The sequence below is a fragment of the Pseudoduganella sp. UC29_106 genome (genome assembly GCF_044055365.1).
In the GTDB taxonomy this organism is placed as follows: Bacteria; Pseudomonadota; Gammaproteobacteria; order Burkholderiales; family Burkholderiaceae_D; genus Rugamonas.
In genome coordinates, this window is the sequence record NZ_CP171977.1 from 712,477 (window position 1) to 736,508 (window position 24,032).

Genomic DNA, 24,032 nt, shown 5'->3' on the forward strand with positions numbered 1-24,032 from the left:
TTAGAATCGTCCCATGCATATACGACGCCTCCTGCCTTCCGACGCCGCCGCTTTCCAGGCCCTGCGCCTGCAGGGCCTGCGCGAAGCCGCATCCGCCTTCAGCTCCAGTTACGAAGAGGAGTGCGCCACGCCGCTCGGCGAGATCGAGCTGCGCCTCGCCGCGCGCAATTTCTTCGGCGCCTTTGCCGGCGCCGAGCTGGCCGGCATGGTCGCGGTGGGGCGCGAGACGGCGCTCAAGCTGCGCCACAAGGCCTGGATCCGCGCCATGTACGTCGCGCCCGCCCACCGCCGCGGCGGCACGGGACGCAAGCTGATGGAGCACGCGATCGCCTTCGCCGCCGCCCTGGACGGCGTGCAGAAAATCGACCTCGCCCTCACGGCCGGCAACGATGCCGCACTGCGCCTGTACGAATCGCTCGGCTTCCAGGCCTTTGGCCGCGAGCCGAACGCGCTGATTGTCGATGGCGTCAGCTACGACGAAGTGACGATGTCGCGCGCGCTCTGAGCGCGGGCCGGCGCCGGCGGCGTGAGCGCCGCTTCGAACTGGGCGGCGGGCAGCGGCCTGCCGAACAGGTAGCCCTGGAAGGCGCGGCAGCCCTGGCTGGCCAGGTAGCGCTGCTGCTCCAGCGTCTCGACGCCTTCGGCAATGGCGGACAGGCCCATGCTGTCGGCCAGGGTCAGGATGGTCTTGGTGATGGCGGCATCGTTGGCGTTGCTGGTGATGTCGCGCACGAAGGAACGGTCGATCTTCAGCTGGCACAGGGGCAGGCGCTTCAGGTAGGCCAGCGAGGAGTAACCGGTGCCGAAATCGTCCAGCGCAATGCCGACGCCGGCCGCCTGCAGCCGCGCCATCTTGTCGCTCGACGCCTGCACATCGTCCAGCAGCAGGCTTTCCGTCAATTCCAGCTTCAGGCGCTGCGCCGACGCGCCGCTGGCAGCCAGCGCGCCCAGGACCTGTTCGACAAAGTCCGGCTGGTGGAACTGGCGCGCGCTGACATTGACCGACAGGCTCAGTTCCGCCGTGGCGGCGCGCCCGGCCCACGCCAGCAGCCGCGCGCACGCCGCCTGCAGTACCCAGGCGCCGAGCGGCAGGATCAGGCCGGACGATTCGGCCGCGGGAATGAATTCGGCCGGCGACACCAGCCCGCGCTGCGGATGGCGCCAGCGCAGCAGCGCCTCGGCGCCCGTCACGCGGCCCGCGCCGTCGACCTGCGGCTGGTAATACAGCTCGAACTGCTGCTGCGCCAGTCCCTGGCGCAAGTCCGCGTCCAGCGCGGCGCGTGCGCTGACCGCCGTCTGCATGGCCGGATCGAAGAAACACATCGTATTGCGTCCGCTGGCCTTGGCCTGGTACATCGCCATGTCGGTGTGCTTCAAGAGTTCTTCCACGCTTTCGCGCTCGCCGCGGAAGACGGTGACGCCCACGCTGGAGGTGCAGCTGTGGCGGTGCTGGCCCATCGTGTAAGCCTCGTTCTGCTTGGCCAGCAGCTTGGCGCCGATGCTGCGTGCCTGTTCGGCCGCCAGCCGCGGGTCCTCGGCCAGGTTCTCCAGCAGGATCACGAATTCGTCGCCGCCCAGGCGCGCCACCGTGTCGCTTTCCCGCACGCAGGACACGAAGCGGCGCGCCGCCTGTTGCAGCAGCTGGTCGCCCACGTTGTGGCCCAGGGTGTCGTTCAAGTCCTTGAAGTTGTCGAGGTCGATGAACAGCAGGGCGCCGCACTGGCCGGTGCGCGCGCTGCCCGCCAGCGCATGCTGCAGGCGGTCCATCAGGCAGCGCCGGTTCGGCAGCTGGGTCAGGAAATCGAACAGCGCCAGGTTGCGGATTTCCTGTTCGGCCGCCTTGCGCTCGGTGATGTCGCTCAGCGCGCACACGTGGTGGGTGACGTCGCCGGCCGCGTTGCGCACGGCCGTGATCACCAGCCAGCACGGCACGCGCGTGCCATCCTTGCGGCGCTGCCATACCTCGCCCTGCCAGGCGCCGCCGGACGCCATCGTATCCCAGATGCGCTGCAGGAAATCCTCGTCGTGGCTGGCGGCATCGCACACGCGCAATTCCTGGTCCAGCACATCGCGTTCGCTGAAGCCGGTGATGTCGGTATAGGTGCGGTTGACGCGCAGGATCACGTGGGCTGCGTCCGTGATCGCCATGCCTTCCTGTGATTCGAAGGCGGTGGCGGCCACGCGCAGGTCGGCATCGGCCTTCTGCTTCTCGCGCAGGTAGAGGGCGGTGGCGGTGGCGGCCGCCACCAGGATGCCGCCGGCCAGCTCGATCACCAGGAACAGCCAGAAGCGGCGCAGGCCCTGGTGCAGCAGGCCGGGAATGGGACGCAGGATGTGCACGCTCATCGACTTGTCCGGCAGCGCGTGCGTGGCCAGCAGCGTGGGCACCTCGCTGGCGCCGATGCGATAGACGGCCGGCATCCCCGCGCCGTCCCAGGGCTCCATGCGCACCGTGCCGATGCGCTCGCGCCCGTAGCGCTGGCGCAGCTGCGCGGCGCCCAGCGTGGCAGCCGGCGCCGCGCCCAGCGCCTGGTGGCGCAACTCGGCATCGGTGGCGTGGATGATCACGCCGTTCGCGTCCGTGATCCAGGCGCTGCCCTGGCTGACCATCGAGGCCAGCGCCGCCGCGTCCACCTTGATCGCGGCCACGCCAAGGAAGCGGCCCTCGTCGGCGATGGCCTGAGCGTAATACAGGCCGCCGGCCTGGCCGTCGCGGCTCACGCCATACTGCTGCCCCCGCAGGCCGTCGCGCGCCTGGCTGAAGTAATCGCGGTCGGCGAAATTGCGGCCGATGAAGCGCGACGCCTCGGCCAGGTTGCTGGTGGCGACGCAGTCGCCGCGCGCATCGAGCACGAACATGGCTTCCAGCTTCAGCGCGGCGGCCACCGGCGCCAGGCGCTGGTTCAGCGTGGCGGCGTCGCGCGACTGCAGCACGCGCCGCACTTCCGCGTCGCGCGCCAGCATCAGCGCAAAGCCGAGCAGGCGCGCCTGGCTTTCCTCGATATTGCCGGCGACGGCCGCCGCCTGCTCGCGCGCCAGCTGCAGCTCGTGCTGGTACAGTTCATCGACCATGCGCTGCTGGAAGTAGCTGGCGCCCAGCCAGGCGACGGCCGTCCAGGCCACGATCAGCACGCCGATCAGGCGGAACGAGCGTTCGAAGGAGAACAGGCGGCGCTTGCCCACATAGGTGGCAATGATGGTGACGACGATCAGCAGGCAGGTAAACACCAGCACGGCCGCGGCCAGCACGCTGGGGCTGACGTGCGCGGCGCCGTTGCCGGCACGCTCGTCACGCACGAAATACGCGGCCGCCATCGCGGTGTAGTGCATGCCGGCGACGGCCAGTCCCATCACCACGGAACTCCAGAGCGGCGTGCGCGCCATCCGGAATTTCAGCCACAGCGCCAGCGTGGCCAGGCCTGCCGCCACGCCGATGGACAGCAGGAACAGCCGCAAATCGTACTGGATCATGCCGCTGAACTGCATGGCCGCCATGCCGGTGTAGTGCATGGCGCCGATGCCCGCGCCCAGCAGCGTGCCGGCGCTCCACAGGCGCAGCTTGCTGGGCGGCCCCTGGCTGATCACTTGCAGCGCGAGCGCGCTGGCCAGCATGCCGGGGATGGTGGAGAGGAAGGTGAGCCAGGCGTCATAGCTGCTGGCGCAGGGCAGGGTAAAGGCGAGCATGCCGACAAAGTGCATGGCCCAGATGCCCAGGCCGAGGCACAACCCGCCCGCGGCCAGCCAGACCCTGCGCCGTGCCGGGCCCTGCGCAATGGTCAGTTGCTGCGACACGAGCAGCGCGGCGTAGGATGCGAAGATGGCGACGGCAATGGACAGGCTGACCAGGAGCGGATCGTAGTGTCCGAGATACAGCAGGCTGCTTTCGGGTTCGCCGAGTACGAGATGTAAATAGTCGAACATTGCAACCCTTCTTGTGGAGTCCGTAAGTTCTACAGCTGGTAGCGGGCGATCTCGCTACACCCGGTTACATTTGGTCGATCTTGCAGAAGAAATTTCGCTGTGTCAATTATCGTTAGGCCGCGGCTAGTGCATTGCTAGCCGCTGCGCTGACATTCAATCCGCAAGCCAGTCGCTTTCCAATTGGTCCTCGCGCCGCCGCTGCTTCGGCACGCGGCGGTCCACCTGCTGCTCGGCGCGCAGCCCGCTCTGGTCGACCAGCAGCAGGGCGCTTTGCAGCGTTTCGCTCATGCTCTTTGCGGCGGCCTGGATCGCCTCGGTAGGCGAGGGCGGTTTGTCGCCGGCGTGTGCGAGCGCGGCGCGGCGCAGCTTGTCCGCCTGCGTCCAGTCGCGCTCATGGGGGCGGCGTATCCACAAGTCGCGCCAGGCGTTGTGACCTGCGCCGTCAATCGCGACCGTCATTTGCCGCGGCGATGTTGGACGCCCGCGGAACACCAGGTCTTCATCGATAACGTCGGCGTAATAACACTCGCCCAGGAAGTGCATGCGCAGGCGCGTGCCGGAGGGCAGAAACAGGCATTTCCATTGATAGCCGCGCAGTGGCGCAGCCGCTTCCTGCTGCGTGGCGATCCAGAACTTCACCGCGCGCGTGACCGCTTCGGACAGGCAAAGCGTGCTGCCGGACGTGCGCAGAAAAATCGCCAGCTCCGAAACGATGGCGTGAGAAAGCAATTCATCCCGATGGTGTTCGTCCATGATCAATCCCTCCCTGATGCTTGGACGGTGGCCTCAACGGAAGGTTCCATGTATGGGGTCATATTCGCTTCCGAGTCAGTCACTCATTCCGTCTCGTTTGCCCTTCTCATCCTGTCTCGTTCTGTCTCATTCCGTCTCGTTTTGCCTAGGACTGAAAACGAGACAGAATGAGGAGGAACGAGACGGAATGAGGACCCCAAACGAGACAGAATGAGTGACTGACTCTGGCGAGACTACGACACCCTGAATGGCCGGGCGCGCGGCTGAGGCTGTGCTGGCATAATGTGGGACGAACCACGAGACCACACCGGACGATGAAACAGCACATCACCGCCATCGCGCTCAGCCTGCTTGCACAAGGCGCGCTGGCCTGCAAGATCCCGCCGCAAGCGTATGACATGCGCGCCTACCTGCGCGATGCGGACATGCCGAAGGTCGTGGTGAAAGCGAAAGTGGAAGAAGTCACCGAGCTGCTGCGGCAGGGCGGGGTAGTGGAACAGCGCGCCGAACTCGCAACGACTTCCTGGTGGCGCGGAGAAGCCACGCCGAATATCACGATGATAGCCAACTCCGGCGGCATGGGCGGCACCAGCTGCGAAGGCGTGTGGGACTTCTCGGTCAAGGTTGGCGAAGAATGGCTGATCGTTGGCGTGATGAATGACGGCGTCGTGCATCCGCTGCCGCGATTAAGCACCCGAATCATCGATGGCCGCGTCCCGCCGCAACTCCGCAAATTGCTCGGCCGAAGCCGCAGCGCCAATAGCTGACAGGGCCAGCAAGCCAGGATAGGCATCTTTCAGTGGGTACTGCCGCCGGTAGTATTGGTTCCAATAGCTGATCGCGCGCCGCCTGGTTGTCGCCATGAAAGCCGGGTTCTGGTTGGCGAAGGCCGCATAGGTGCTCAGCGGCGCGCCTGCCAGCGCGATTTCGATTTTCTGTACTATCTCCACGACATATTCGCCCAGCAGGGCCACCACGAAAGGTGTGGTCCACGGCGTGGGATGGCGCAGCAGGTACTCCGCGCATGGCTCGCGCACGAAGCCATCATGCAGGCGGCTGCCGAGGCAGGCAGCGATCAGCGCATCGGTGCCCTCGCGAGGCGCGAGCACCGCTCCGGACTGGTAATAGAGACGATAAGGCATGCAGAGCGCTTCGTCCTGCACCCAGACGGTATGCCCGTTGGCGCTGGGCGGGAGCAGGGAGCCGGGCGTGAGCTCGGCGGCTACCCGCTGGACCGCGCCAGCCAGTTCCAGGGGAAAGGCGCGCAGTTCAGCGGAGCAGTCCACGGTCAGAGGCGTTCCAGCTTGGCGACGGAGAGGTCGAGCACCTTCATGCCGACCGCACCGAAGTTGATCTGGGCGCGGCAGTTTGAACCGCTGCCCTCGATGTTGACGATCACGCCCTCGCCGAACTTGGCGTGAGCCACCGACTCGCCGATGCGCCAGCCGCCGCTGGCGCCGGACTTCTGGTTCATGCGTGCGGCCAGGCGGTTGTCGACCGAGGGCACGGACGGCATTTCATCCCAGGCCGACTTGCGCGAGCCGCCGAACCAGCTTGGCTGCACGCGCGGCGACAGCCACTTGAGCGATTCCTCCGGCAATTCATCGAAGAAGCGCGACTTCATGTTGTAGCGCGTCTGGCCGTGCAGCATGCGCGTCTGGCAGAAGGACATGTACAGGCGCTTGCGCGCGCGCGTGATCGCCACGTACATCAGGCGGCGTTCCTCCTCCAGGCCGCCTTCCTCCTTCGAGCTGCTCTCGTGCGGGAACAGGCCTTCTTCCAGGCCGGTGATGAAGACATTGTCGAACTCCAGGCCCTTGGCCGAGTGCACGGTCATCAGCTGCATCGCATCCTGTCCTGCCTGCGCCTGGTTGTCGCCCGCTTCCAGCGAAGCGTGAGCCAGGAACGCGGACAGCGGCGACATCACGGTCGCCAGCGGCGCATCCGCGTCGAGGATTTCCACGCCATCGGCCACGACGACCTGTGCGCCGGCCGCAGCCTGCGCGGGCGGGCCCAGATGGGCGGGCGCGCCCTGGCCGAAGCCTTCCTCGGACACGAACTGCGTCGCCGCCGACACCATCTGCTCCAGGTTCTCGATGCGGTCCGCGCCTTCCTTCTCGTTCTGGTAATGCTGCAGCAGTCCGGACGACTCCAGCGTGATGCGCACCAGTTCCGGCAGCGCCATCTGCTGCGTCTCGAAGCGCACGCTCTCGACCAGCTTGACGAAAGCGCCCAGCGAGCTGCCCGCCTTGCCGACCATATAGGGCACGGCCGCGTACAGCGAGATGTTGTAGGTTTCGGCCGCGTTCTGCAGCTGCTCGATGGTGCGCGCGCCGATGCCGCGCGCCGGGAAGTTCACCACGCGCAGGAAGGCCGAATCATTGTGCGGATTGTCCATCAGCTGCAGGTAGGCGATGGCGTGCTTGACCTCGGCGCGCTGGAAGTAGCGCAGGCCGCCGTACACATGGTAGGGCAGGCCGGCCGAGAACAATGCATGTTCGATTACGCGCGACTGCGCGTTGGAGCGGTACAGGATCGCGACCTCGGAACGCGACGCGCCTTCGGCGATCAGGCTCTTGGTTTCCTCGATGATCCACTGCGCTTCCTGCAGGTCCGAGGAGGCCTCGTACACGCGCACCTGCTCGCCGTGGCCCGCGTCCGTGCGCAGGTTCTTGCCCAGGCGGCGGCTGTTGTTGGCGATCAGGATGTTGGCCGCATCCAGGATGTGGCCGTGCGAGCGGTAGTTCTGTTCCAGCTTGATCAGGTTCTTCACCTGGAACTCGCTCTCGAAGGCTTGCATATTGCCCACGTTGGCGCCGCGGAAGGCATAGATGCTCTGGTCATCGTCGCCCACGGCAAACAGCGCGCCGCCAAACTGCGAGTTGTGGCCGGCGATCAGCTTCAGCCAGGCGTACTGCAGGTTATCGGTATCCTGGAACTCGTCGACCAGGATGTGGCGGAAGCGCTGCTGGTAGTGCTCACGCAGCGGCTGGTTGCGCGACAGCAGCTCATAGGTGCGCAGCAGCAGCTCGGCAAAATCGACCACGCCCTCGCGCTGGCACTGGTCATCGTACAGCTGGTACAGCTCCACCAGCTTGCGCTCCATCGCGTCATAGGCCTCGACCTGCGAGGCGCGCAGGCCCTGGTCCTTGTTATTGTTGATGAAGTACATCACCGTCTTCGGCGGAAACTTCTCATCGTCGATATTGTTCGCCTTCAGCAGGCGCTTGATCATCGACAGCTGGTCCTGCGTGTCGAGGATCTGGAAAGTCTGGGGCAGGGCCGCGTCGCGGTAGTGGGTGCGCAGCAGGCGGTTGCACAGGCCGTGGAAGGTGCCGATCCACATGCCGCGTGTATTGATTGGCAACATCGCCGACAGGCGGCTCAGCATTTCCTTGGCCGCCTTGTTGGTGAATGTAACTGCCAGTATCCCTGACGGCGATACCTGGCCGGTCTGGATCAGCCACGCGATGCGGGTGGTCAGCACGCGCGTCTTGCCCGATCCGGCGCCGGCCAGGATCAGGGCGTTTTGTGACGGCAGGGTAACGGCTTGCAGCTGTTCGGGATTGAGGTTGTGGAGAAGATTTTGCATCCCGCCATTATACCGGCGGCGGCTCCGCGGGCGCGCCGAAGATCTGGCGGTAGCTGGCGTACAGCGAGCACTGCACGATGATGGTCAGCACCATCCAGACCGGCGTCAGCAGCGACATGCCGGCGCCGCTGCGGCCGAAGACCAGGAACACCAGCTGGGTGCACAAGAGGGCGATGCCGAACCAGCTGAACAGGAAGAGCAGGAAGGCGCGCAGCGCGCGCAGCACGGCAAAGAAGCTGTAGAACATGGCCTTGAACAGGCCCATGCGCTGCCACGCGATCAGCGGCGCGGCAAACCAGAAGGCCATCATGGCCGGCAGGTAGAGCAGCATGGCCAGCAGCATGGCGCTGCCGGCGTTCGATTCCAGCACTTCCTTGGCGTCCGGCTGCAGGCGGCCGGTGACCAGTTTCATGAACACGCCGTCGTCGGCCAGGGTGGAGGCGCCCAGCGCCAGGGCCGCCACCACGATGTAGAGCACGCCCAGGCCCACCAGGGTGGGCACCTTCGGATGGCGGAAGCCCTCGGCCAGCAGCAGCGGCGTGATGCGCTTCTGCTGGTCGATCTGGGCGCAGGCTTGCATGAAGACGATGGTAAACACCGGCATCAGCGCCACCGGCAGGAACTGTCCCAGCACGGGAATCAGGCCGAGCAGGATAATCATCAGCATGTAGCCGAGGAAGAGCATGAACAGGCCGCCGGGCTGCTTGCGGAACAGCGCGAAACCTTGCCGGATCCAGTCCCAGCCGGCGCTGGCGGGCAGCTTGTTCATCGGATCAGGGCGGGCGCGGCCACGGCGATGCGTTCGCGCAGGATGCGTTCGAAATGGCCCGGATCGTGCGGCGTCAGCATTTCCGCCTCACGCGGCAGGTGCAGGTCGTACAGGCGCGACAGCCAGAAGCGCAGCGCGCCGGCGCGCAGGCAGGCTTGCCAGCCTTGCTGCTCTTCCGCCGTGAACGGACGCACGGCGTGGTAGGCGTCCAGCATGGCGCACACGCGCGCTTCGTCCAGCACGCCCGTCTGCAAGTCGATGCACCAGTCGTTGACGGTGACGGCCACGTCGAACAGCCAGGTATCGCAGCCGGCAAAGTAAAAGTCGAAGAAGCCGGTCAGGCGCTCGCCGTCGAACATCACATTGTTGCGGAACAGGTCGGCGTGCACCGGCCCTTGCGCCAGCGCCGCGTAGCCCGGCGAGGCGTGGAACGCGTCCTGGAACGCCATTTCGGCGCGCAGCAGGTCCGCTTCAGGCGGCGACAGGAAGGGCAGCACGGCCGGCACGGCCTCATGCCACCAGTCGATGCCGCGCAGGTTGGGCTGCTGCAGCGGGAAGTCGCGCCCCGCCAGGTGCATCTTCGCCAGCATGGCGCCGACGGCGGCGCAGTGCACCGGTTGCGGGTCCAGCTGCGAGCTGCCTTCCAGCTTCGAGACGATGGCGGCCGGCTTGCCGTGCAGCGGCACGCACAGGGCGCCGTCCGCATTGGGCACGGGCGCCGGCACCAGCACGCCGTGCTCGGCCAGGTGGCGCATCAGCTGCAGGTAGAAGGGGAGCTGTTCAAAACTGAGGTTTTCGAAGATGGTGAGCACGTACTCGCCAGCGTCGGTGGTCAGAAAGAAGTTGCTGTTTTCGATGCCGGAAGCGATGCCTTTGAGCGCTACGGCTTTGCCAAGAGGGAACTGCGCAATCCACTGGCGGATGTCATCCAGAGTGACCGGGGTAAATACTGCCATGAGAAACCAGTTAAATTGATCGGGGGGCCTAAACGTGCGGTGGGCCGCGCCGCTTGCTCAGCGCGCGTTGGCGGCGGGCTGGGGCGGCGGCGGTGCCTCGGCCGCTTCTTCCGCGGCGGCGGCGCCTTCCGCACTGCGTTTTTTCTTCTTGGCGGCGATGTCGAACTCCATCACCGTCCAGGCCGGGCCGCGGATGGCCTGGCCCATGGTATCGCCCTGCAGGGCGCTACCGGCAGGCGGTGCTTGCTTGACCGTGTAGGTGCTCTTGCCGCTCTTCACCTTGGTTTCGGTGATGCGGCCGCCTTCGCGCTTGTCTTCCACCTTCTTGTCCGGCGCCGGCTTGGTGGTCACCGTGATCGGATTGTCCACTTCCTCGATTTTTTCGAGTTGCGGCGGGGCCTTGCTGGGCGCCTGTTGGGCGGCAGCGGCGGTAGCCAGCAGGGACAGGGCCAGGGCAGGCCAGAGGGCGGAGGCGCGCATGATGGGTATGTTCGCGGTGGTTTGTTATAGAGTTCATTGTAACAAACTGACCAAAAGCTGCCAGCCAAAACTCTGCGATAATGGAATATTGAGTTTTCCGCCACAGATATTTCCGTAATATGCAAACCACTCTGCTGCTTGTCGACGGTTCCAGCTACCTTTACCGTGCCTTCCATGCGCTGCCCGACCTGCGCAGCCCCGAAGGCTATCCTACCGGCGCCATGCACGGCATGGTCAATATGCTGCGCCGCCTGCGCGCCGACTACCCGGCCGCCTACATCGCCTGCGTGTTCGACGCCAAGGGCAAGACTTTCCGCGACGATATGTACCCCGAGTACAAGGCCACCCGCGCCTCGATGCCGGACGACCTGCGCCTGCAGATCGAGCCGATCCACGAAGCGGTGCGCGCCATGGGCTGGCCCATCCTGATGGTGGACGGCGTCGAGGCCGACGACGTGATCGGCACCCTGTCCGTCACCGCCGAGCAAAACGGCATGGACGTGATCATCTCTACCGGCGACAAGGACCTGGCCCAGCTGGTCACACCCAAGGTCACCCTGATCAACACCATGACCAACGAGAAGCTGGACGAAGCCGGCGTGCTGGCCAAGTTCGGCGTGCCGCCCAACCGCATCATCGATTACCTGACCCTGATCGGCGACACCGTCGACAACGTGCCCGGCGTGGCCAAGTGCGGCCCCAAGACGGCGCTGAAATGGCTGCAGGAGTACGACAGCCTGGACGGCATCATGGGCAACGCCGACAAGATCGGCGGCGTGGTCGGCGGCAACCTGCGCGCCGCGCTGGAATGGCTGCCGCAGGGCCGCCAGCTGATCACGGTCAAGACCGATTGCGACCTGACCCAGCACATGATGTCGATTTCCGAATCACTGGTGGCGAAAAGCGAAGACCGCGAGCTGCTGCTGGCCTTCTTCAGCAAATACGGTTTCAAGACTCTGTTGCGCGAACTGGGCGGCATGACGCCCGCCGCCCCGACCGGCGCCGCTGCTCCCGCCGGCGCCGCCGCGCCCGCGCCGGCCGCACCGGGCGCGACCCCAGGACCTGTTTGCCGCGCCGCCGGCCACCGTCAGCTATGAAACCGTGCTCACCGACGCCCAGCTGGACGCCTGGATTGAGCGCATCGGCAAGGCCGAACTGACCGCCATCGATACCGAAACCACCTCGCTGGAGCCGATGGTGGCCGAGATGGTCGGCATCTCGCTGGCCACCGAGCCGGGCATGGCCTGCTACATCCCGCTGGCCCACCGCTACCCGGGCGCGCCCGAGCAGCTGCAGCGCGACCATGTGCTGGCCAAGCTCAAGCCCTGGCTGGAAGACACCAGCAAGCCGAAACTGGGCCAGAACCTGAAGTACGACGCCCACATCTTCGCCAACCACGGCGTGGCCCTGCGCGGCATCGTGCACGACACGCTGCTGCAATCCTATGTGTTCGAGTCGCACCGCTCGCACGATATGGACAGCCTGGCCATGCGCCACCTGAACCACAAGACCATCGCCTACGAGGAAGTGTGCGGCAAGGGCGCCAGCCAGATCTGCTTCGACCAGGTCGAGGTGCAGCGCGCCACCGAATACGCGGCCGAAGATGCCGACATCACCCTGCGCCTGCACCTGGCCATGCACGGCCACGTCGCCGCGCACGAAGGCCTGACCACGGTCTACAACACGATCGAACTGCCGACCGCCGTCGTGCTGCAGAAGATCGAGCGCAACGGCGTGCTGATCGACGCCGGCTTGCTGGCCACGCAGTCGAGCGAACTGGCGCAGCGCATCCTGGAACTGGAAGAGAAGGCGTATGAGCTGGCCGAAGGCAAGTTCAATCTCGGCTCGCCGAAACAGATCGGTGAAATCTTCTTCACCAGGCTGAAGCTGCCCGTCATCAAGAAGACGCCGAGCGGCGCCCCGTCCACCGACGAGGAAGTGCTGCAAAAGCTGGCCGAGGATTACCCGCTGCCCAAAGTGCTGCTGGAATACCGCGGCATGGCCAAGCTGAAGTCGACCTACACCGACAAGCTGCCGAAGATGATCAATGCGCTCACCGGCCGCGTGCACACCAATTACGCGCAGGCGGTGGCGATCACGGGCCGCCTGGCGTCCAACGATCCGAACCTGCAGAACATCCCGGTGCGCACCGCCGAGGGGCGCCGCATCCGCGAAGCCTTCATTGCGCCGCCGGGCGCGCACATCGTTTCCGCCGACTATTCGCAGATCGAGCTGCGCATCATGGCCCACATCTCGGGCGACGAAAACATGCTGCGCGCCTTCGCCGAAGGCGAGGACATCCACCGCGCCACCGCCGCCGAAATCTTCGGCGTGCCGCCGGCCGAGGTGCAGTCCGAGCAGCGCCGCTACGCCAAGGTGATCAACTTCGGCCTGATCTACGGCATGAGCGCTTTCGGCCTGGCCGCCAACCTGGGCGTGGACCGCGCCGCCGCGCAAAGCTATATCGACCGCTATTTCGCCCGCTTCGCCGGCGTCAAGCGCTATATGGACGAAACGCGCGCCGAAGCGAAGGCGCAGGGCTATGTGCAGACCGTGTTCGGCCGTCGCCTGTGGCTGCCCGAGATCAATTCGCCCAACGGCCCGCGGCGCCAGGCCGCCGAACGCGCGGCGATCAACGCGCCGATGCAGGGCACGGCCGCCGACCTGATCAAGCTGGCCATGATCGCGGTGCAGGACTGGCTGGAATCGTCCGGCTTGAAGAGCAAGATGATCATGCAGGTGCACGACGAACTGGTGCTCGAAGTGCCCGACGAAGAGTTGGCCCTGGTGCGCGACAAGCTGCCGCAGCTGATGGCCGGCGTGGCCAAGCTGCGCGTGCCCCTGGTCGCCGAGGTCGGCGTGGGACGGAACTGGGAGGAAGCTCACTGAGCTTCCGCGCACTAAAACCCAAGGCAAAATCTGGTGTCTGCCACGACGTGGCAGACACCTGGCCGGCGGCGCGTACCAAGTGTCTGCCACATCGTGGCAGACACTAGCCTTTCCGGTTATTGGCGAAAATTGTCATCCCACCCTGACAAAATTCGTCACACAAGCGACAATTTACGGCACATTCTGGACAGACTGCTAAAATAGCCAGCTTGCTAACATTTTAGGAGTCCTCCCATGAAAGACCCGCTGGCGCATGGCATCGACCGTCGAGACTTCCTGAAAGCCGCGCTGGGCACCGGCTTCGCCGCCGCCGTCCTGCCGGTAAGCGCCGAGACCATCAAGACCGACACGGCCGGCCTCACGGCCAGCACCATCCAGATCACGGTCAACGGCCAGACCATCCCGGTCTACCGCGCCCACCCCGAAGGCAAGACCAACCTGCCGGTAATCCTGGTCGTATCCGAAATCTTCGGCGTACACGAGCACATTGCCGACGTGGCGCGGCGCTTCGCCCGGCAGGGCTATCTGGCGCTGGCGCCGGACCTGTTCGTGCGCCAGGGCGACGCCACCAAAGAGCAGAACGTCAACGACCTGATCAGGAACATCGTCGCCAAAACGCCGGACGCCGAAGTGGTGGCCGACCTGGACGCGACCGTCGCCTGGGCCAAGGCCAATGGCGGCAACGTGGACAAGCTGGGCGTCACCGGCTTCTGCTGGGGTGGCCGCATCACCTGGCTGTACGCCGCCCACAACCCGCAGGTGAAGGCAGGCGTGGCCTGGTACGGCCGCGTGGTGGGCGAGACCAGCAGCATCACCCCGCGCCACCCGATCGATATCGCGCCGACGCTGCAAGCGCCCGTGCTGGGCCTGTACGGGGCCAGGGACCAGGGCATTCCGCTGGAATCCGTCGACAGGATGAAGGCCGCGCTGGCCCAGGGCAAGAGCCAGTCCACTTTCGTCATCTTCCCCAATTCCGGCCACGCTTTCCACGCCGACTACCGCCCCAGCTACAACGAAGCGGACGCCAGGGACGGCTGGAACCGTGCGCTGGCCTGGTTCAAGTCCTACGGCGTAGCCTGAGCGTAATACTTTCGGCAAAAATCCGTGCCGGACGGTAAAATGTCCGGTTTCCGCGGATTTTCGCGGCCGAGGTAAGCAAAATCGATCCCGTTCTCATCTCCATCCTGCTGGCCACCACGATTGCCGGCGTTGCCAGCATATCGGCAGCGGCGGTGTTTTCGTTCGCCTTGTTGTCCAAGGTGGTCGAGCGCATGGTCAGCCTCTCGGTCGGGATCATGCTGTCCACCTCGCTGCTGCACGCGCTGCCGGAAGCCTTCGAGTCCGGCGCCGATCCGCGCACCCTGTTCGCCACGCTGCTTGGCGGCCTGCTGGCCTTCTTCATGCTGGAAAAGCTGGCCATCCTGCGCCACTCCCACCACCACGAGCACGACGGCCACCACCACGCCCACGGCCACGACAAGCGCGAGGCGGGCAAGGCCGGCTGGATGATCCTGGTCGGCGACGGCATGCACAATTTCACCGACGGCATCCTGATCGCCGCCGCCTTCCTCGCCAATCCGCAGCTGGGCATCGTGACGGGCGTGGCCATCATCGCCCACGAAATCCCGCAGGAAATCGGCGACTTCATCGTGCTGCTGAACGCCGGCTTCTCGCGCACCCGGGCCTACGTCTACAACCTGCTGTGCAGCCTGCTCTCCGTGGCCGGCGGCCTGCTGGGCTACTTCACCCTGGACCGCGCCAGCAACCTGATCCCCTATGTGCTGGTGTTCGCCTCGTCCGGCTTCATCTATATCGCCGTCAGCGACCTGATGCCGCAAATGCAACGCCGCGCCACCTGGCGCGAGACCGTGCCGCAGGTGCTGCTGATCGCCCTCGGCGTCGCCATCGTCCTGTTCCTGACAGCGGGACAACATTAATATCACTGGCATGAAACTTGCTGCGTAGAAACCATCCTTTCGATGGGCGCACGCATGAGTGAGCATACTGACAATACCGATGGCCTGATGGCCGCCTTCCTGAAAGGCGCCGGCCTGCCCGCCGCCTCGCTGAACCAGGCGCTGACGCCGGAATTCATGGAGCTGCTGGGCGGCCTGCTGGCGCGCTCCATCGGCGGTACCTTCGACCTGCTGGATGCGCGCGCCCACCTGAAGCGCGACATCCACGCCGACGCCACGATGGTCGTCGTGCGCAACAACAATCCCCTCAAATTCCTGCCCGACAGCCAGACCGTGCTGGCCCAGATGCTGCGCAAGAAGATGCCCGGCTTCATGGGGCCGCTGGAAGCGCTGGACGATGCCTATGCCGACCTGAAGGCGCACCAGGATTGTGTGCTGGCCGGCATGCAGGGCGCCGTCGGCGAAACCCTGCGCCGCCTTGATCCGGAGGCGGTTCCCGCGCCGCGCGGCCTGGGCGCCGCCCTGCCGTGGAGCGGCAAGGCGCAGCAGTTCGAGCGCTACAGCGCCACCCACGCGCAGCTGTCGCAAGAGGTGGCGGACAATTTCCACGCCGTGCTGGGCACGGCTTTCCTGCAGGCTTACGAGCGCCACCTGGAGCGCTTGATGGACGAGGCATACGATGGCTGATCCGACTCTTTCCACGCGCGGCGTCGCGCTCGATATCGCCGAAGTGTCCCGCATTGGCGGGCGTTCTTCCAACCAGGATGCCTGCGCACGCAGCGACAATGGGGCACTGGTCTGCCTGGTCGTCGCCGACGGCGCGGGCGGCCACGAGGGCGGCGAGATCGCGTCCGCGCTGGCGGTGCAGGCCGTGATCGGCGCCTTCGAGCGCTCGCCCGGCTGCACCCAAGCCCTGCTGCGCGCGCTGATCGCCCGCGCCACGCTGGATGTGCAGCAGCAGAAGATCGGCCGTCCGCAACTGGCGGCCATGAGCGCCACCGTCGCCACCGTGCTGCTGGACCGCGCGCAGGGCCAGGCCGCCTGGGCCCACCTGGGCGATACGCGCATCTACCTGTTCCGCAATGGCCGCGTGCTCCATGCCACGCGCGACCACAGCCTGGTGCAGCAGCTGATCGACGGCGGCCTGGCCGTGGGCGCCGACCCGCGCACGCACAAGCGGCGCAATGTGCTGTACGCGGCGATCGGCGCCGAGAGCGATGTGCCGCCGTCCCTGCAGCCGCCGCTGGCGCTGCTGCCCGGCGATGCGATCCTGATTTGCAGCGACGGCCTGTGGGAGTGGGTCACCGAGGATGTGATGGAAGCCTGCCTGGCCGTGGCCGGCGGCGCCGGCGCCGCCACCGCCACCGCCCAGGCCTGGCTCGATGCGCTGTGCGCGGCGGCGGACCAGGCCAGCGCGGCGTCGGCCGACACGCGCGACAACTACACGGCGCAGGCCGTGATCGTGGGGGCGCCATGAGCGCCTCGCAGAATTGCCTGGCGATCGGCACCCGCCTCGCCGAGTTCGAGATACAGAGCGTGATCGGGGAGGGCGGCTTCGGCATCGTCTATCTCGCTTTCGACCACTCGCTGCAGCGCACGGTGGCGGTGAAGGAATACATGCCGGCTTCGCTGGCGGCGCGCGGCGATGACCACAGCGTGTCCGTGCGCTCCAAGCGCAATGGCGAAGCCTTCGAGGCGGGCCTGCGCAGCTTCATCAACGAGGCGCGCCTGCTGGCGCAGTTCGATCATCCGGCGCTGGTGAAGGTGTACCGCTTCTGGGAGCAGAACAGCACGGCCTATATGGCGATGCGCTATTACGAGGGGCAGACCTTCAAGACCCTGGTGCGCAACGAGCCCGCCGTGGTCGACGAAGCCTGGCTGCGCCGCATCCTGAAGTCCATCCTGGAAGCGCTCGATGCGCTGTACAAGACCAATATCCTGCACCGCGATATCTCCCCCGAGAACATCATGATCCAGCCGGGCGGCGATGCCGTGCTGCTCGACTTCGGCGCGGCGCGCCAGATCGTCACCGGCATGTCGCAGTCGCTGACCGTGATCCTGAAGCCGGGCTACGCGCCGGTGGAGCAGTATGCCGACGACGAGAGCATGCGGCAGGGGGCGTGGACGGATATCTATTCGCTGTCCGCCGTCGTGTATTCGGCGATTGCCCAGAAGGCGCCGCCGGCGGCCGTGGCGCGCATGCTGAAGGACCCGATCACGCCGCTGGCCTCCGAACCGCGCGCCGGCTACAGCGCGCCGTTCCTGGCGGCGATCGACCGCGGCATGTGCGTGCGGCCGGAAGAACGTCCGCAGACGATTGCCGAATTTGCGCTCCTGCTTGGCATCGAGCTGGCCGAGCATACGGCTACGCAGCCGGGGCCTGCACGTTCCCTGGCGCCCGCGCTGGCGCCTGCTGCGCCGGGCATGCGCACCACAGCGCGCGCTGGCGCTGGCGCAACCGCAGACTCTCCGGCCGTTGCTGCACCGGTTGAGGAGCCATCGCGTCCCGCCCCGTCTCCCGTGCCGCCGGCCCGCTCACGCCGTCCCGCGCTGATCGGCGGTGTGGCCGGCGCGCTGGCGCTGCTGGTCGCTGCCGGCTTGTACGCGGCCGGCGGCGATACGCCTGTCGCCACCGCGCAGCCGGTGGCCGCTGTCGCGCCGCCCGCCAGCCAGGCGCCTGTTGCGCCGACCGAGCCTGCAGCACCGGAGGCGCCGGCGGTGGCAGCCGCAGCGCCTGCACCGGCCGCCGTCGAGGCAACGCCGCAGCAGCCCGTCAAGCCTGCGGTAACTACCGGCACTGTCACGCTGAATATCCAGCCCTGGGCGAACGTGAGCGTTGACGGCGTGGCAAAAGGACCGACACCACCGTTGAAGAAGTTGTCGCTGCCGGAAGGCCTGCATCAGATCAAGATCGACAATCCCAATTTTCCTGAGCACGTTATCACCGTCACGGTGGCCGCGAACAAGAGCGCAACGGTAAAATACGACTTCTCGGCCCACTAGTAAGAGACCATGAAGACCTACGCCAGCCTGTTCTGCCTTGTACTGCTTACCGCCTGCAACGCCACCGCTCCGGTGGCGCCGGAGACCGGCGCCGCAAGCCCTGCTGCCACTGCGGGCGCAACGCGCGCCGGCGCTGTCGCGAAGCCTGGTGCACCAGCGGCGCCGGCGCCCGAACAGGTCTCGGAACTGCCGGCCGGCCGCAAGGAACTGAACTCGGCCATCGCCCTCTACCAGTCCGGCGACTACAACGGCGCGCTCAAGGTGCTGAACAACGCCAACGACATCTGGAAGAACGGCGACAAGGACCTGAAGCTGGATGCGTTCAAGTACACGGCCTTCAGCTACTGCCTGACCAATCGCGCAACCTTGTGCCGCCAGCAATTCCAGAAGGCGTTCAAGCTGGACAGGAACTTCGCACTGGCGCCCGGCGAAAAAGGCCATCCCCTCTGGACGCCAGCATACGAGCGTGCACGGAAAGAGACAGTCAAGTGAATGTCATTGAACTGTCATAAACGCCGTCTATGCTGAAACCAGAACAAGAACTACGGGAGAGAAAGGTGTATCAGAAGTGGCAAGCATGGCGGGCGCAACGCATTCTGAAGCGCTCGCAATACAGGAAAGAACTGCATGAACTGCCGACCAATTTGTATGATTATTGGAAAAGCAGCGCAAAAAATGAATTCAACGGCATCCCAGGAGATGCCGTTTTTTTTGCCCGCGCGGCCGAGGGACTGATGGTCTTCTTCGACTGCGTCGCTACCAGCGGCAAGCCGTGCGCCTTGCCCTCGCTGGCGGTGGACTCCGTGTGGCACGCCTGGCAGCGCCTGGCGCCGCTCAAGCTCGACGCCTTCTGCCTCAAGCACTTCGGCCGTGTGATCCCTCACCTTGAACGGGCCGTGATGCCGGGACGGATGGAAGATGCGATCGCCGCCTCGCTGGTGCGCGCGCGCGAGCTGGAAGGCTTGCGCCCCGAAGGCCCGCGCCTGCCCTCGCTGTTCCTGCTGGATCGCAAGCTGCGCATGCCTAACGGCTTCGGCTACACCGTGCTGCGTGGGCGTCCCGGCTACGGCGAACTCGATGCGCGCGGGCGGCTCGATCCGCTCGTCTCCTGCCCGCCGGCGCTGGAAGCCGCAGGGCTGCTGGCCGCAGGTCTGATCACCAACGAAGTCTACGCCGCCTACATGGAACGCGCCGCCCGCCGCCCCGAAGGCAGCTCCTGCGGCTCCGGCTGCGGCAGCTCCGTCAGCTGCGACGCCGGCAGCAGCAGCTGCGACGGCGGCAGCAGCTGCGGTTCCAGTTGCGGCAGCGGCTGCGGCGGTGGCGGCGACTAAGCTTTCACCGGTGAGCGCCTGGCCAGAGCTCGTACACCCAGCATGCATAAGAGCGCGGTCACAAAGGAGAAGAATGTCATCGCTGCCGTCGCGTGCATAAGCAGCCTGCTATTCAGCTCCGCTGGCGCCGCGTCCATAAACAGCGAGGCATTGCCGAAAAAGTTATGCAGTGCGTGGATTACGACGGCCGCGTGGAAGCTCTGTAATTGATAGGTCACCAGGCAGTAGCATAAACCGCCAAGGAACAGCGACGGCATCATGGATCCGTGGCACAGCATGAACGCGATCGAAGAAACGACGATGGCTTTATTCAAGGTCATGAACCGTTGAAGTTGGCGCACCAGATGGCGCCGAAAAATGACTTCTTCATATAACGCGCTACCAAGGCAGAAAGCAGCCGTATTAACGCCAAACGCCGCATAGTAAGCCGTGGCCTCTTTCATGAAAACAGTGTTGTGCTGTGCAGCGAGGTGGACAAATATGGCGAGCAAAGCGCAGTAGGCGGCGATCACGCCGGCAGTTTCAACTATCCGGATCTGCCTCCATTCAAACCGAAGGTCGAGTGCCAGATAAAGCGCGGCAGCGCTGCATAAGAGTATCGAGCCTGCGAACGGCATCTGGGTTATTCCTGGCCCGAACACGCAGTATCCGAAAACGAATATGTAGCAAGCTTGATGGAGGTAGATCATGTCCTGCTCCAAGGCGCTGGCCTGAGCCAGCGCGAACAAACCACATTATCGTTAGCGCCAGCCAACCGGATACGGATTCGGATTGCTCTTGACTGGGATACCGGACGCCTTCACGTAAATCCAGCTTCCGCCTTGGCGAACCGCTTCGACGCAAAGTGTGGAAGCTATCGCTGCGTTGGTGTAAGTGGCGTTGCCGCTTGTCCGCGACACTGCCGCTGCGCATGCCATTGCGGAAGTTGCAGCCGCAAGCCCGTTCGATCCTCCCTCTTTTTTCTTTTCAGGCGGACGCTCTTCTGGTTAATTTGAGCCGCCGGATACGTGGTTCAGCTCTGTCATATTTAGGGTTCTCATTTCACCTCTCCTTTCAAGAAAATTGATCGGTGAATTGATATTAAGGCAATGAATTGAGGGCGCCTTGAGAAGGAGCAAATTGAGGCGCTTTGGGCGGGGAGGGGAGAAACGAGGGCCGCGGCGCAGGAGGTGCTGGCCGCGGCGGAGGATGCTAGGCGCCGGTGGCGACCGGGCGGGCGGGGTCGGCGCACCATTCGGACCAGGAGCCCGGATACAGTGCGGCGCCGGGCAGGCCGGCGATTTCCATGGCGAGCAGGTTGTGGCAGGCGGTCACGCCGGAGCCGCATTGCATCACGGCGTCCGTAGCGGAGCCGAACAGCGGCGTGAACGCCGCTTGCAGCGACGCTGCATCCTTGAAGCGGCCGTCCGCAGCCAGGTTATCCTTGAAGAAGCGGTTCTTCGCGCCCGGGATATGGCCGCCGACAGGATCGATGGTCTCGTTCTCGCCGCGGAAGCGGTCGTTGGCGCGGGCGTCGACCACCTGGTAGCGCGCGCTGGACAAATTCTCCACCAGCTCCGCCGCCGAAACGGTACGTGTCAGGGAAGTGCGCTCGCTGAGATCTGCCCCGAGGGCGTGGCGCCACCGGTGTCACCAGCGGATGGCCGGCCGCAGTCCACGCAGCCAGGCCGCCGTCCAGCACCGCCACAGCTTCATGGCCGATCCAGCGCAACAGCCACCAGGCGCGCGCTGCGTACATGCCGCCCTGCGCATCGCAGGCCACCACTTGCGTATCGTCGTTGATGCCGAAGCCGCGCAGGGTTTCGATCAGCGCCGCGCGGTCCGGCAGCGGATGGCGGCCGCGGAAGGTCGGGCCGCTGCCCACCTTGGGGCCGGATAAGTCATCGTCAATGCTGGCAAACTGCGCGTTCTGGATATGGCCCTCGGCAAAGGCATTGCGGCCGTAGGCGGCGTTGAGCAGGTCGTGGCGGCAGTCCAGGATGACCCAGTTCGGGTCCGTCACATGCTGGGCCAGGGTTGCGGCATCAATCAGGGTGCTGTACATGGCTTTCCTCATTCGCTGGCAATCGGGTCGGTGCTGGCAATGGCCTTGCCGCGCTCCGTACTGCGCGTATTGTAGAACGTTGCGGCGATGCCGGAGGCGAGAATGACGGCGATGCCCAGCCAGCTGTGCCAGTCGAAGGAATCGCTGAACACGATCACGCCCCAGATGCTGGAGAAGACGATGCCGGTGTACTGCAGGTTCGCCACCACCAGCGTCTTGCCGAGGCGGTAGGCGCGCGTCATCGCGATCTGCGCGCCCATGCCCAGCAGGCCAAGACCCAGCAGCAGCCAGATATTGTGACTGTCCGGCTTATGGAAGTTCAGGCCCGCTTCGACCATGTGGCCGCCGGCGCCGGCCAGCAGGTTCATGACCGAGAAGAAGAACACCACCCGGTATTCCGGCTCGCCGGCGAGGCCGAGCTTGCGCACCTGCAGGTAAGCCATGGCCGACAGCACCGAGGAAATCAGCGCCACCATGGCCGGCCCAAGCAGGTTGGACGCGAAAGCAGGGCGCAGCAGCAAGGCCACGCCGACAAAGCTCATGCCCACGGCCAGGATCAGCGGCCACTCGACATGGTTCTTGCGGTGCCACCAGCCATGCGTGAACAGCCACACGGCGATCCAGATCGGCGCCATGTAATTGAGCGTCATGGCCGTGGCCAGGGGGAGGTTGGCGATGGCGTAGAACCAAAGCCAGAGGGAGACGACGCCGACCACGCCGCGCCACAAGTGGGCCAGCGGCATGGTGGTCCTGAGGGTGCCGCCCTGGATTCGGATCATGCAGAACAGGAAGAACGTTCCCACAATCCCGCGGTACATCACGATTTCAGAGGTGCTGAATTCGGCGGATGCCAGCTTCACGCACACGCCCATGGCGGCGAACATGAAGCTGGCAACGAGCATCCAGAGCGATTGCATCAGACGGTGACCTTACTTCGGTACCATTCGTGGAAGTGCTGCATGCCGTCTTCCATTGGCGACTGGTAAGGGCCGGCATCCGTTTCGCCGCGATCGAGCAGGATCTTGCGGCCGGCATCCATGCGCAGGCCGATTTCGTCGTCCTCCACGCAGGTTTCCATATAGGCCGCGCGCTCCGCTTCGATGAATTCGCGCTCGAACAGCACGATTTCTTCGGGGTAGTAGAACTCCACGACGTTGCGCGTCTTTTGCGGACCCAGGGGCCACAGCGTGGACACCACCAGCACGTGCGGATACCACTCCACCATGATGTTCGGGTAGAGCGTCAGCCAGATCGCGCCATACTTCGGCGGCTCGCCATTGCGGAACTTGAGCACCTGCTCGTGCCACTTCTGGTAAGTGTCCGAACCGGACTTCTTCAGGCCGCGGTTCACGCCCACGGTCTGCACGCTGTAGTCCGCGCCGAATTCCCAGCGCAGGTCGTCGCAGGTGACGAAGCTGCCCAGGCCCGGGTGGAAGGGCTCGACGTGATAATCCTCCAGGTAGACCTCGATGAAGGTCTTCCAGTTGTAGTCGCAGTCGTGCACTTCCACGTGGTCCAGCATATAGCCGCTGAAGTCCAGGTCCCTGGTGACGGACAGGTTCTTCAGCTTGTCCATCACGCTGTAGCCGTTTTGCTCGAACAGCAGACCGTTCCAGCTTTGCAGCTTTGCCTTGGGCAGGTTCAGGCAGGGCGTCTCCGCAAAGTGCGGGGCGCCAATCAGTTCGCCTTTCAGGTCATAGGTCCAGCGGTGCAGCGGGCACACAATCGTGTTGGTGTTGCCACGGCCATTGAACATCAGCGCCTGGCGGTGGCGGCATACGTTGGACAGCAATTCCACGCCGCCGGCATTTCGCACCAGCATGCGTCCTTCATTTTCGGCTGCCAGGGTGGCAAAGTCGCCAACATTCGGCACCATCAGCTCGTGCCCGACGTAACGCGGGCCTTTCTTGTACAGTTCCTGCATTTCACGCTGCAGCAGCGTTTCGTCAAAATAGACGCTAACCGGAAGTTGCGCGTTCGAACGCGCCAGCTTGGCGTGGCTACCCAGATCGGACATCCAGACCCCCCTTAATTAAATATCAAACCAAGAAGAGAAAGATCCGCAAAGACCTGAATTTAAAGAATTAAAACGGTATTTCGGACAGAACCGGAGATTATACCGTCAAAAGGGGGGTGTTCGCTTAACTTTTTACGGAAGGCTAGATGAGCATCCGTCTGGTAATATTTGCAACGTTCGTGGCGGTTCAGGCACGGCGGATCAAAACGATCCGCCCTACGCCGCCCGGTCCGGTTGACGCGGTCGGACGACGATCGGGGAGCGTAGGGCGGATCATTGATCCGCCGCAGAATGCAACGCGGCCTCGGCTAACCGCCATCCCCCTGGCACTTTGTTCTAAAATAGCGCCCTATACACGTAA

The 24,032-nt window shown here is 65.0% G+C and carries 19 protein-coding genes and 2 pseudogenes; 10 read left to right on the forward strand and 11 right to left on the reverse strand.

Annotation, left to right across the window (positions count from 1 at the left end):
* Positions 1-13 precede the first annotated feature (13 nt).
* Positions 14-505 carry a GNAT family N-acetyltransferase gene (locus ACHMW6_RS03950; protein WP_395405736.1) on the forward strand — a complete coding sequence of 164 codons (492 nt, stop codon included), beginning with the start codon at positions 14-16 and terminating at the stop codon, positions 503-505.
* Here the strand turns inward: ACHMW6_RS03950 and ACHMW6_RS03955 are convergent.
* On the reverse strand, positions 472-3,921 hold the full coding sequence (locus ACHMW6_RS03955; RefSeq protein ID WP_395405738.1) for an EAL domain-containing protein: 3,450 nt from the start codon (positions 3,919-3,921) through the stop codon (positions 472-474). The two genes, ACHMW6_RS03950 and ACHMW6_RS03955, sit on opposite strands and share 34 nt — an antisense overlap.
* A gap of 153 nt (positions 3,922-4,074) precedes the next feature.
* The gene (locus ACHMW6_RS03960; RefSeq protein ID WP_395405740.1) at positions 4,075-4,674 is read right to left on the reverse strand and encodes a hypothetical protein; all 600 of its coding nucleotides are present in this window, start codon (positions 4,672-4,674) and stop codon (positions 4,075-4,077) included.
* Between the two features lie 314 nt (positions 4,675-4,988).
* Between ACHMW6_RS03960 and ACHMW6_RS03965 the strand changes: the two genes are divergently transcribed.
* Entirely contained in the window at positions 4,989-5,441 is a 453-nt protein-coding gene (locus ACHMW6_RS03965; RefSeq protein WP_395405742.1) for a hypothetical protein, read from the forward strand.
* On the opposite strand, the gene ACHMW6_RS03970 is transcribed toward ACHMW6_RS03965, so the two are convergent.
* From ACHMW6_RS03970 to ACHMW6_RS03990, 5 genes are read right to left on the reverse strand one after another with little or no spacing between them, the layout of a single operon-like run.
* A complete protein-coding gene (locus ACHMW6_RS03970) occupies positions 5,361-5,960 on the reverse strand; it encodes a hypothetical protein (protein ID WP_395405744.1) in 600 nt (199 codons plus the stop codon). The genes ACHMW6_RS03965 and ACHMW6_RS03970 overlap by 81 nt on opposite strands.
* Before the next feature lie 2 nt (positions 5,961-5,962).
* The gene (locus ACHMW6_RS03975) at positions 5,963-8,266 is read right to left on the reverse strand and encodes a UvrD-helicase domain-containing protein (protein WP_395405746.1); all 2,304 of its coding nucleotides are present in this window, start codon (positions 8,264-8,266) and stop codon (positions 5,963-5,965) included.
* Positions 8,267-8,273: 7 nt separating this feature from the next.
* Positions 8,274-9,035 carry a BPSS1780 family membrane protein gene (locus tag ACHMW6_RS03980; RefSeq protein ID WP_395405748.1) on the reverse strand — a complete coding sequence of 254 codons (762 nt, stop codon included), beginning with the start codon at positions 9,033-9,035 and terminating at the stop codon, positions 8,274-8,276.
* Complete coding sequence (locus tag ACHMW6_RS03985) at positions 9,032-9,991, reverse strand: homoserine kinase (protein ID WP_395405750.1); 960 nt, start codon at positions 9,989-9,991, stop codon at positions 9,032-9,034. Before ACHMW6_RS03985 ends, ACHMW6_RS03980 begins: the two co-directional genes overlap by 4 nt.
* 57 nt (positions 9,992-10,048) lie before the next feature.
* On the reverse strand, positions 10,049-10,471 hold the full coding sequence (locus ACHMW6_RS03990) for a hypothetical protein (RefSeq protein ID WP_395405752.1): 423 nt from the start codon (positions 10,469-10,471) through the stop codon (positions 10,049-10,051).
* 119 nt (positions 10,472-10,590) lie between these two features.
* On the opposite strand from ACHMW6_RS03990, the pseudogene polA reads away from it, so the two are divergent.
* The 8 genes and pseudogenes from polA to ACHMW6_RS04030 all read left to right on the forward strand — a co-directional run bounded on the left by polA (position 10,591) and on the right by ACHMW6_RS04030 (position 19,610).
* Positions 10,591-13,360, forward strand: a pseudogene (gene polA, locus ACHMW6_RS03995) (DNA polymerase I).
* Positions 13,361-13,594: 234 nt separating this feature from the next.
* On the forward strand, positions 13,595-14,440 hold the full coding sequence (locus ACHMW6_RS04000) for a dienelactone hydrolase family protein (protein WP_395405754.1): 846 nt from the start codon (positions 13,595-13,597) through the stop codon (positions 14,438-14,440).
* Between the two features lie 104 nt (positions 14,441-14,544).
* Positions 14,545-15,297: a ZIP family metal transporter gene (locus tag ACHMW6_RS04005; protein WP_395408524.1), complete on the forward strand. Its 753-nt coding sequence runs from the start codon at positions 14,545-14,547 to the stop codon at positions 15,295-15,297.
* 54 nt (positions 15,298-15,351) lie between these two features.
* Positions 15,352-15,963: a type VI secretion system-associated FHA domain protein TagH gene (gene tagH / locus ACHMW6_RS04010; RefSeq protein ID WP_395405756.1), complete on the forward strand. Its 612-nt coding sequence runs from the start codon at positions 15,352-15,354 to the stop codon at positions 15,961-15,963.
* Entirely contained in the window at positions 15,956-16,753 is a 798-nt protein-coding gene (locus tag ACHMW6_RS04015) for a PP2C family protein-serine/threonine phosphatase (RefSeq protein WP_395405758.1), read from the forward strand. Before tagH ends, ACHMW6_RS04015 begins: the two co-directional genes overlap by 8 nt.
* The gene (locus ACHMW6_RS04020; RefSeq protein ID WP_395405760.1) at positions 16,750-18,279 is read left to right on the forward strand and encodes a serine/threonine protein kinase; all 1,530 of its coding nucleotides are present in this window, start codon (positions 16,750-16,752) and stop codon (positions 18,277-18,279) included. The genes ACHMW6_RS04015 and ACHMW6_RS04020 overlap by 4 nt, the downstream gene beginning before the upstream one ends.
* A gap of 9 nt (positions 18,280-18,288) precedes the next feature.
* Positions 18,289-18,771, forward strand: coding sequence for a TssQ family T6SS-associated lipoprotein (locus ACHMW6_RS04025; RefSeq protein WP_395405762.1), 483 nt, complete (start codon positions 18,289-18,291; stop codon positions 18,769-18,771).
* Between the two features lie 242 nt (positions 18,772-19,013).
* The gene (locus ACHMW6_RS04030) at positions 19,014-19,610 is read left to right on the forward strand and encodes a hypothetical protein (RefSeq protein ID WP_395405764.1); all 597 of its coding nucleotides are present in this window, start codon (positions 19,014-19,016) and stop codon (positions 19,608-19,610) included.
* Here the strand turns inward: ACHMW6_RS04030 and ACHMW6_RS04035 are convergent.
* The 4 genes and pseudogenes from ACHMW6_RS04035 to ACHMW6_RS04050 all read right to left on the reverse strand — a co-directional run bounded on the left by ACHMW6_RS04035 (position 19,607) and on the right by ACHMW6_RS04050 (position 23,671).
* Entirely contained in the window at positions 19,607-20,299 is a 693-nt protein-coding gene (locus tag ACHMW6_RS04035) for a lysostaphin resistance A-like protein (protein ID WP_395405766.1), read from the reverse strand. The two genes, ACHMW6_RS04030 and ACHMW6_RS04035, sit on opposite strands and share 4 nt — an antisense overlap.
* A gap of 502 nt (positions 20,300-20,801) precedes the next feature.
* A pseudogene (locus ACHMW6_RS04040) lies at positions 20,802-21,654 on the reverse strand (sulfurtransferase).
* An 8-nt stretch (positions 21,655-21,662) separates the two neighbouring features.
* Positions 21,663-22,571, reverse strand: a complete 909-nt coding sequence (locus ACHMW6_RS04045) for a DMT family transporter (protein WP_395405768.1) — start codon at positions 22,569-22,571, stop codon at positions 21,663-21,665.
* Positions 22,571-23,671, reverse strand: a complete 1,101-nt coding sequence (locus tag ACHMW6_RS04050; protein ID WP_395405770.1) for an aromatic ring-hydroxylating dioxygenase subunit alpha — start codon at positions 23,669-23,671, stop codon at positions 22,571-22,573. The genes ACHMW6_RS04045 and ACHMW6_RS04050 overlap by 1 nt, the downstream gene beginning before the upstream one ends.
* Between the last annotated feature and the right edge of the window lie 361 nt (positions 23,672-24,032).

What these genes read in the sequence shown, in the direction of transcription:
- ACHMW6_RS03950 (WP_395405736.1), top strand. Translation starts at nt 14, where the DNA reads ATGCATATACGACGCCTCCTGCCTTCCGACGCCGCCGCTTTCCAGGCC.
- ACHMW6_RS03955 (WP_395405738.1), bottom strand. Translation starts at nt 3,921, where the DNA reads ATGTTCGACTATTTACATCTCGTACTCGGCGAACCCGAAAGCAGCCTG.
- ACHMW6_RS03960 (WP_395405740.1), bottom strand. Translation starts at nt 4,674, where the DNA reads ATGGACGAACACCATCGGGATGAATTGCTTTCTCACGCCATCGTTTCG.
- ACHMW6_RS03965 (WP_395405742.1), top strand. Translation starts at nt 4,989, where the DNA reads ATGAAACAGCACATCACCGCCATCGCGCTCAGCCTGCTTGCACAAGGC.
- ACHMW6_RS03975 (WP_395405746.1), bottom strand. Translation starts at nt 8,266, where the DNA reads ATGCAAAATCTTCTCCACAACCTCAATCCCGAACAGCTGCAAGCCGTT.
- ACHMW6_RS03980 (WP_395405748.1), bottom strand. Translation starts at nt 9,035, where the DNA reads ATGAACAAGCTGCCCGCCAGCGCCGGCTGGGACTGGATCCGGCAAGGT.
- ACHMW6_RS03985 (WP_395405750.1), bottom strand. Translation starts at nt 9,991, where the DNA reads ATGGCAGTATTTACCCCGGTCACTCTGGATGACATCCGCCAGTGGATT.
- ACHMW6_RS03990 (WP_395405752.1), bottom strand. Translation starts at nt 10,471, where the DNA reads ATGCGCGCCTCCGCCCTCTGGCCTGCCCTGGCCCTGTCCCTGCTGGCT.
- ACHMW6_RS04000 (WP_395405754.1), top strand. Translation starts at nt 13,595, where the DNA reads ATGAAAGACCCGCTGGCGCATGGCATCGACCGTCGAGACTTCCTGAAA.
- tagH (WP_395405756.1), top strand. Translation starts at nt 15,352, where the DNA reads ATGAGTGAGCATACTGACAATACCGATGGCCTGATGGCCGCCTTCCTG.
- ACHMW6_RS04015 (WP_395405758.1), top strand. Translation starts at nt 15,956, where the DNA reads ATGGCTGATCCGACTCTTTCCACGCGCGGCGTCGCGCTCGATATCGCC.
- ACHMW6_RS04020 (WP_395405760.1), top strand. Translation starts at nt 16,750, where the DNA reads ATGAGCGCCTCGCAGAATTGCCTGGCGATCGGCACCCGCCTCGCCGAG.
- ACHMW6_RS04025 (WP_395405762.1), top strand. Translation starts at nt 18,289, where the DNA reads ATGAAGACCTACGCCAGCCTGTTCTGCCTTGTACTGCTTACCGCCTGC.
- ACHMW6_RS04030 (WP_395405764.1), top strand. Translation starts at nt 19,014, where the DNA reads ATGGTCTTCTTCGACTGCGTCGCTACCAGCGGCAAGCCGTGCGCCTTG.
- ACHMW6_RS04035 (WP_395405766.1), bottom strand. Translation starts at nt 20,299, where the DNA reads ATGATCTACCTCCATCAAGCTTGCTACATATTCGTTTTCGGATACTGC.
- ACHMW6_RS04045 (WP_395405768.1), bottom strand. Translation starts at nt 22,571, where the DNA reads ATGCAATCGCTCTGGATGCTCGTTGCCAGCTTCATGTTCGCCGCCATG.
- ACHMW6_RS04050 (WP_395405770.1), bottom strand. Translation starts at nt 23,671, where the DNA reads ATGTCCGATCTGGGTAGCCACGCCAAGCTGGCGCGTTCGAACGCGCAA.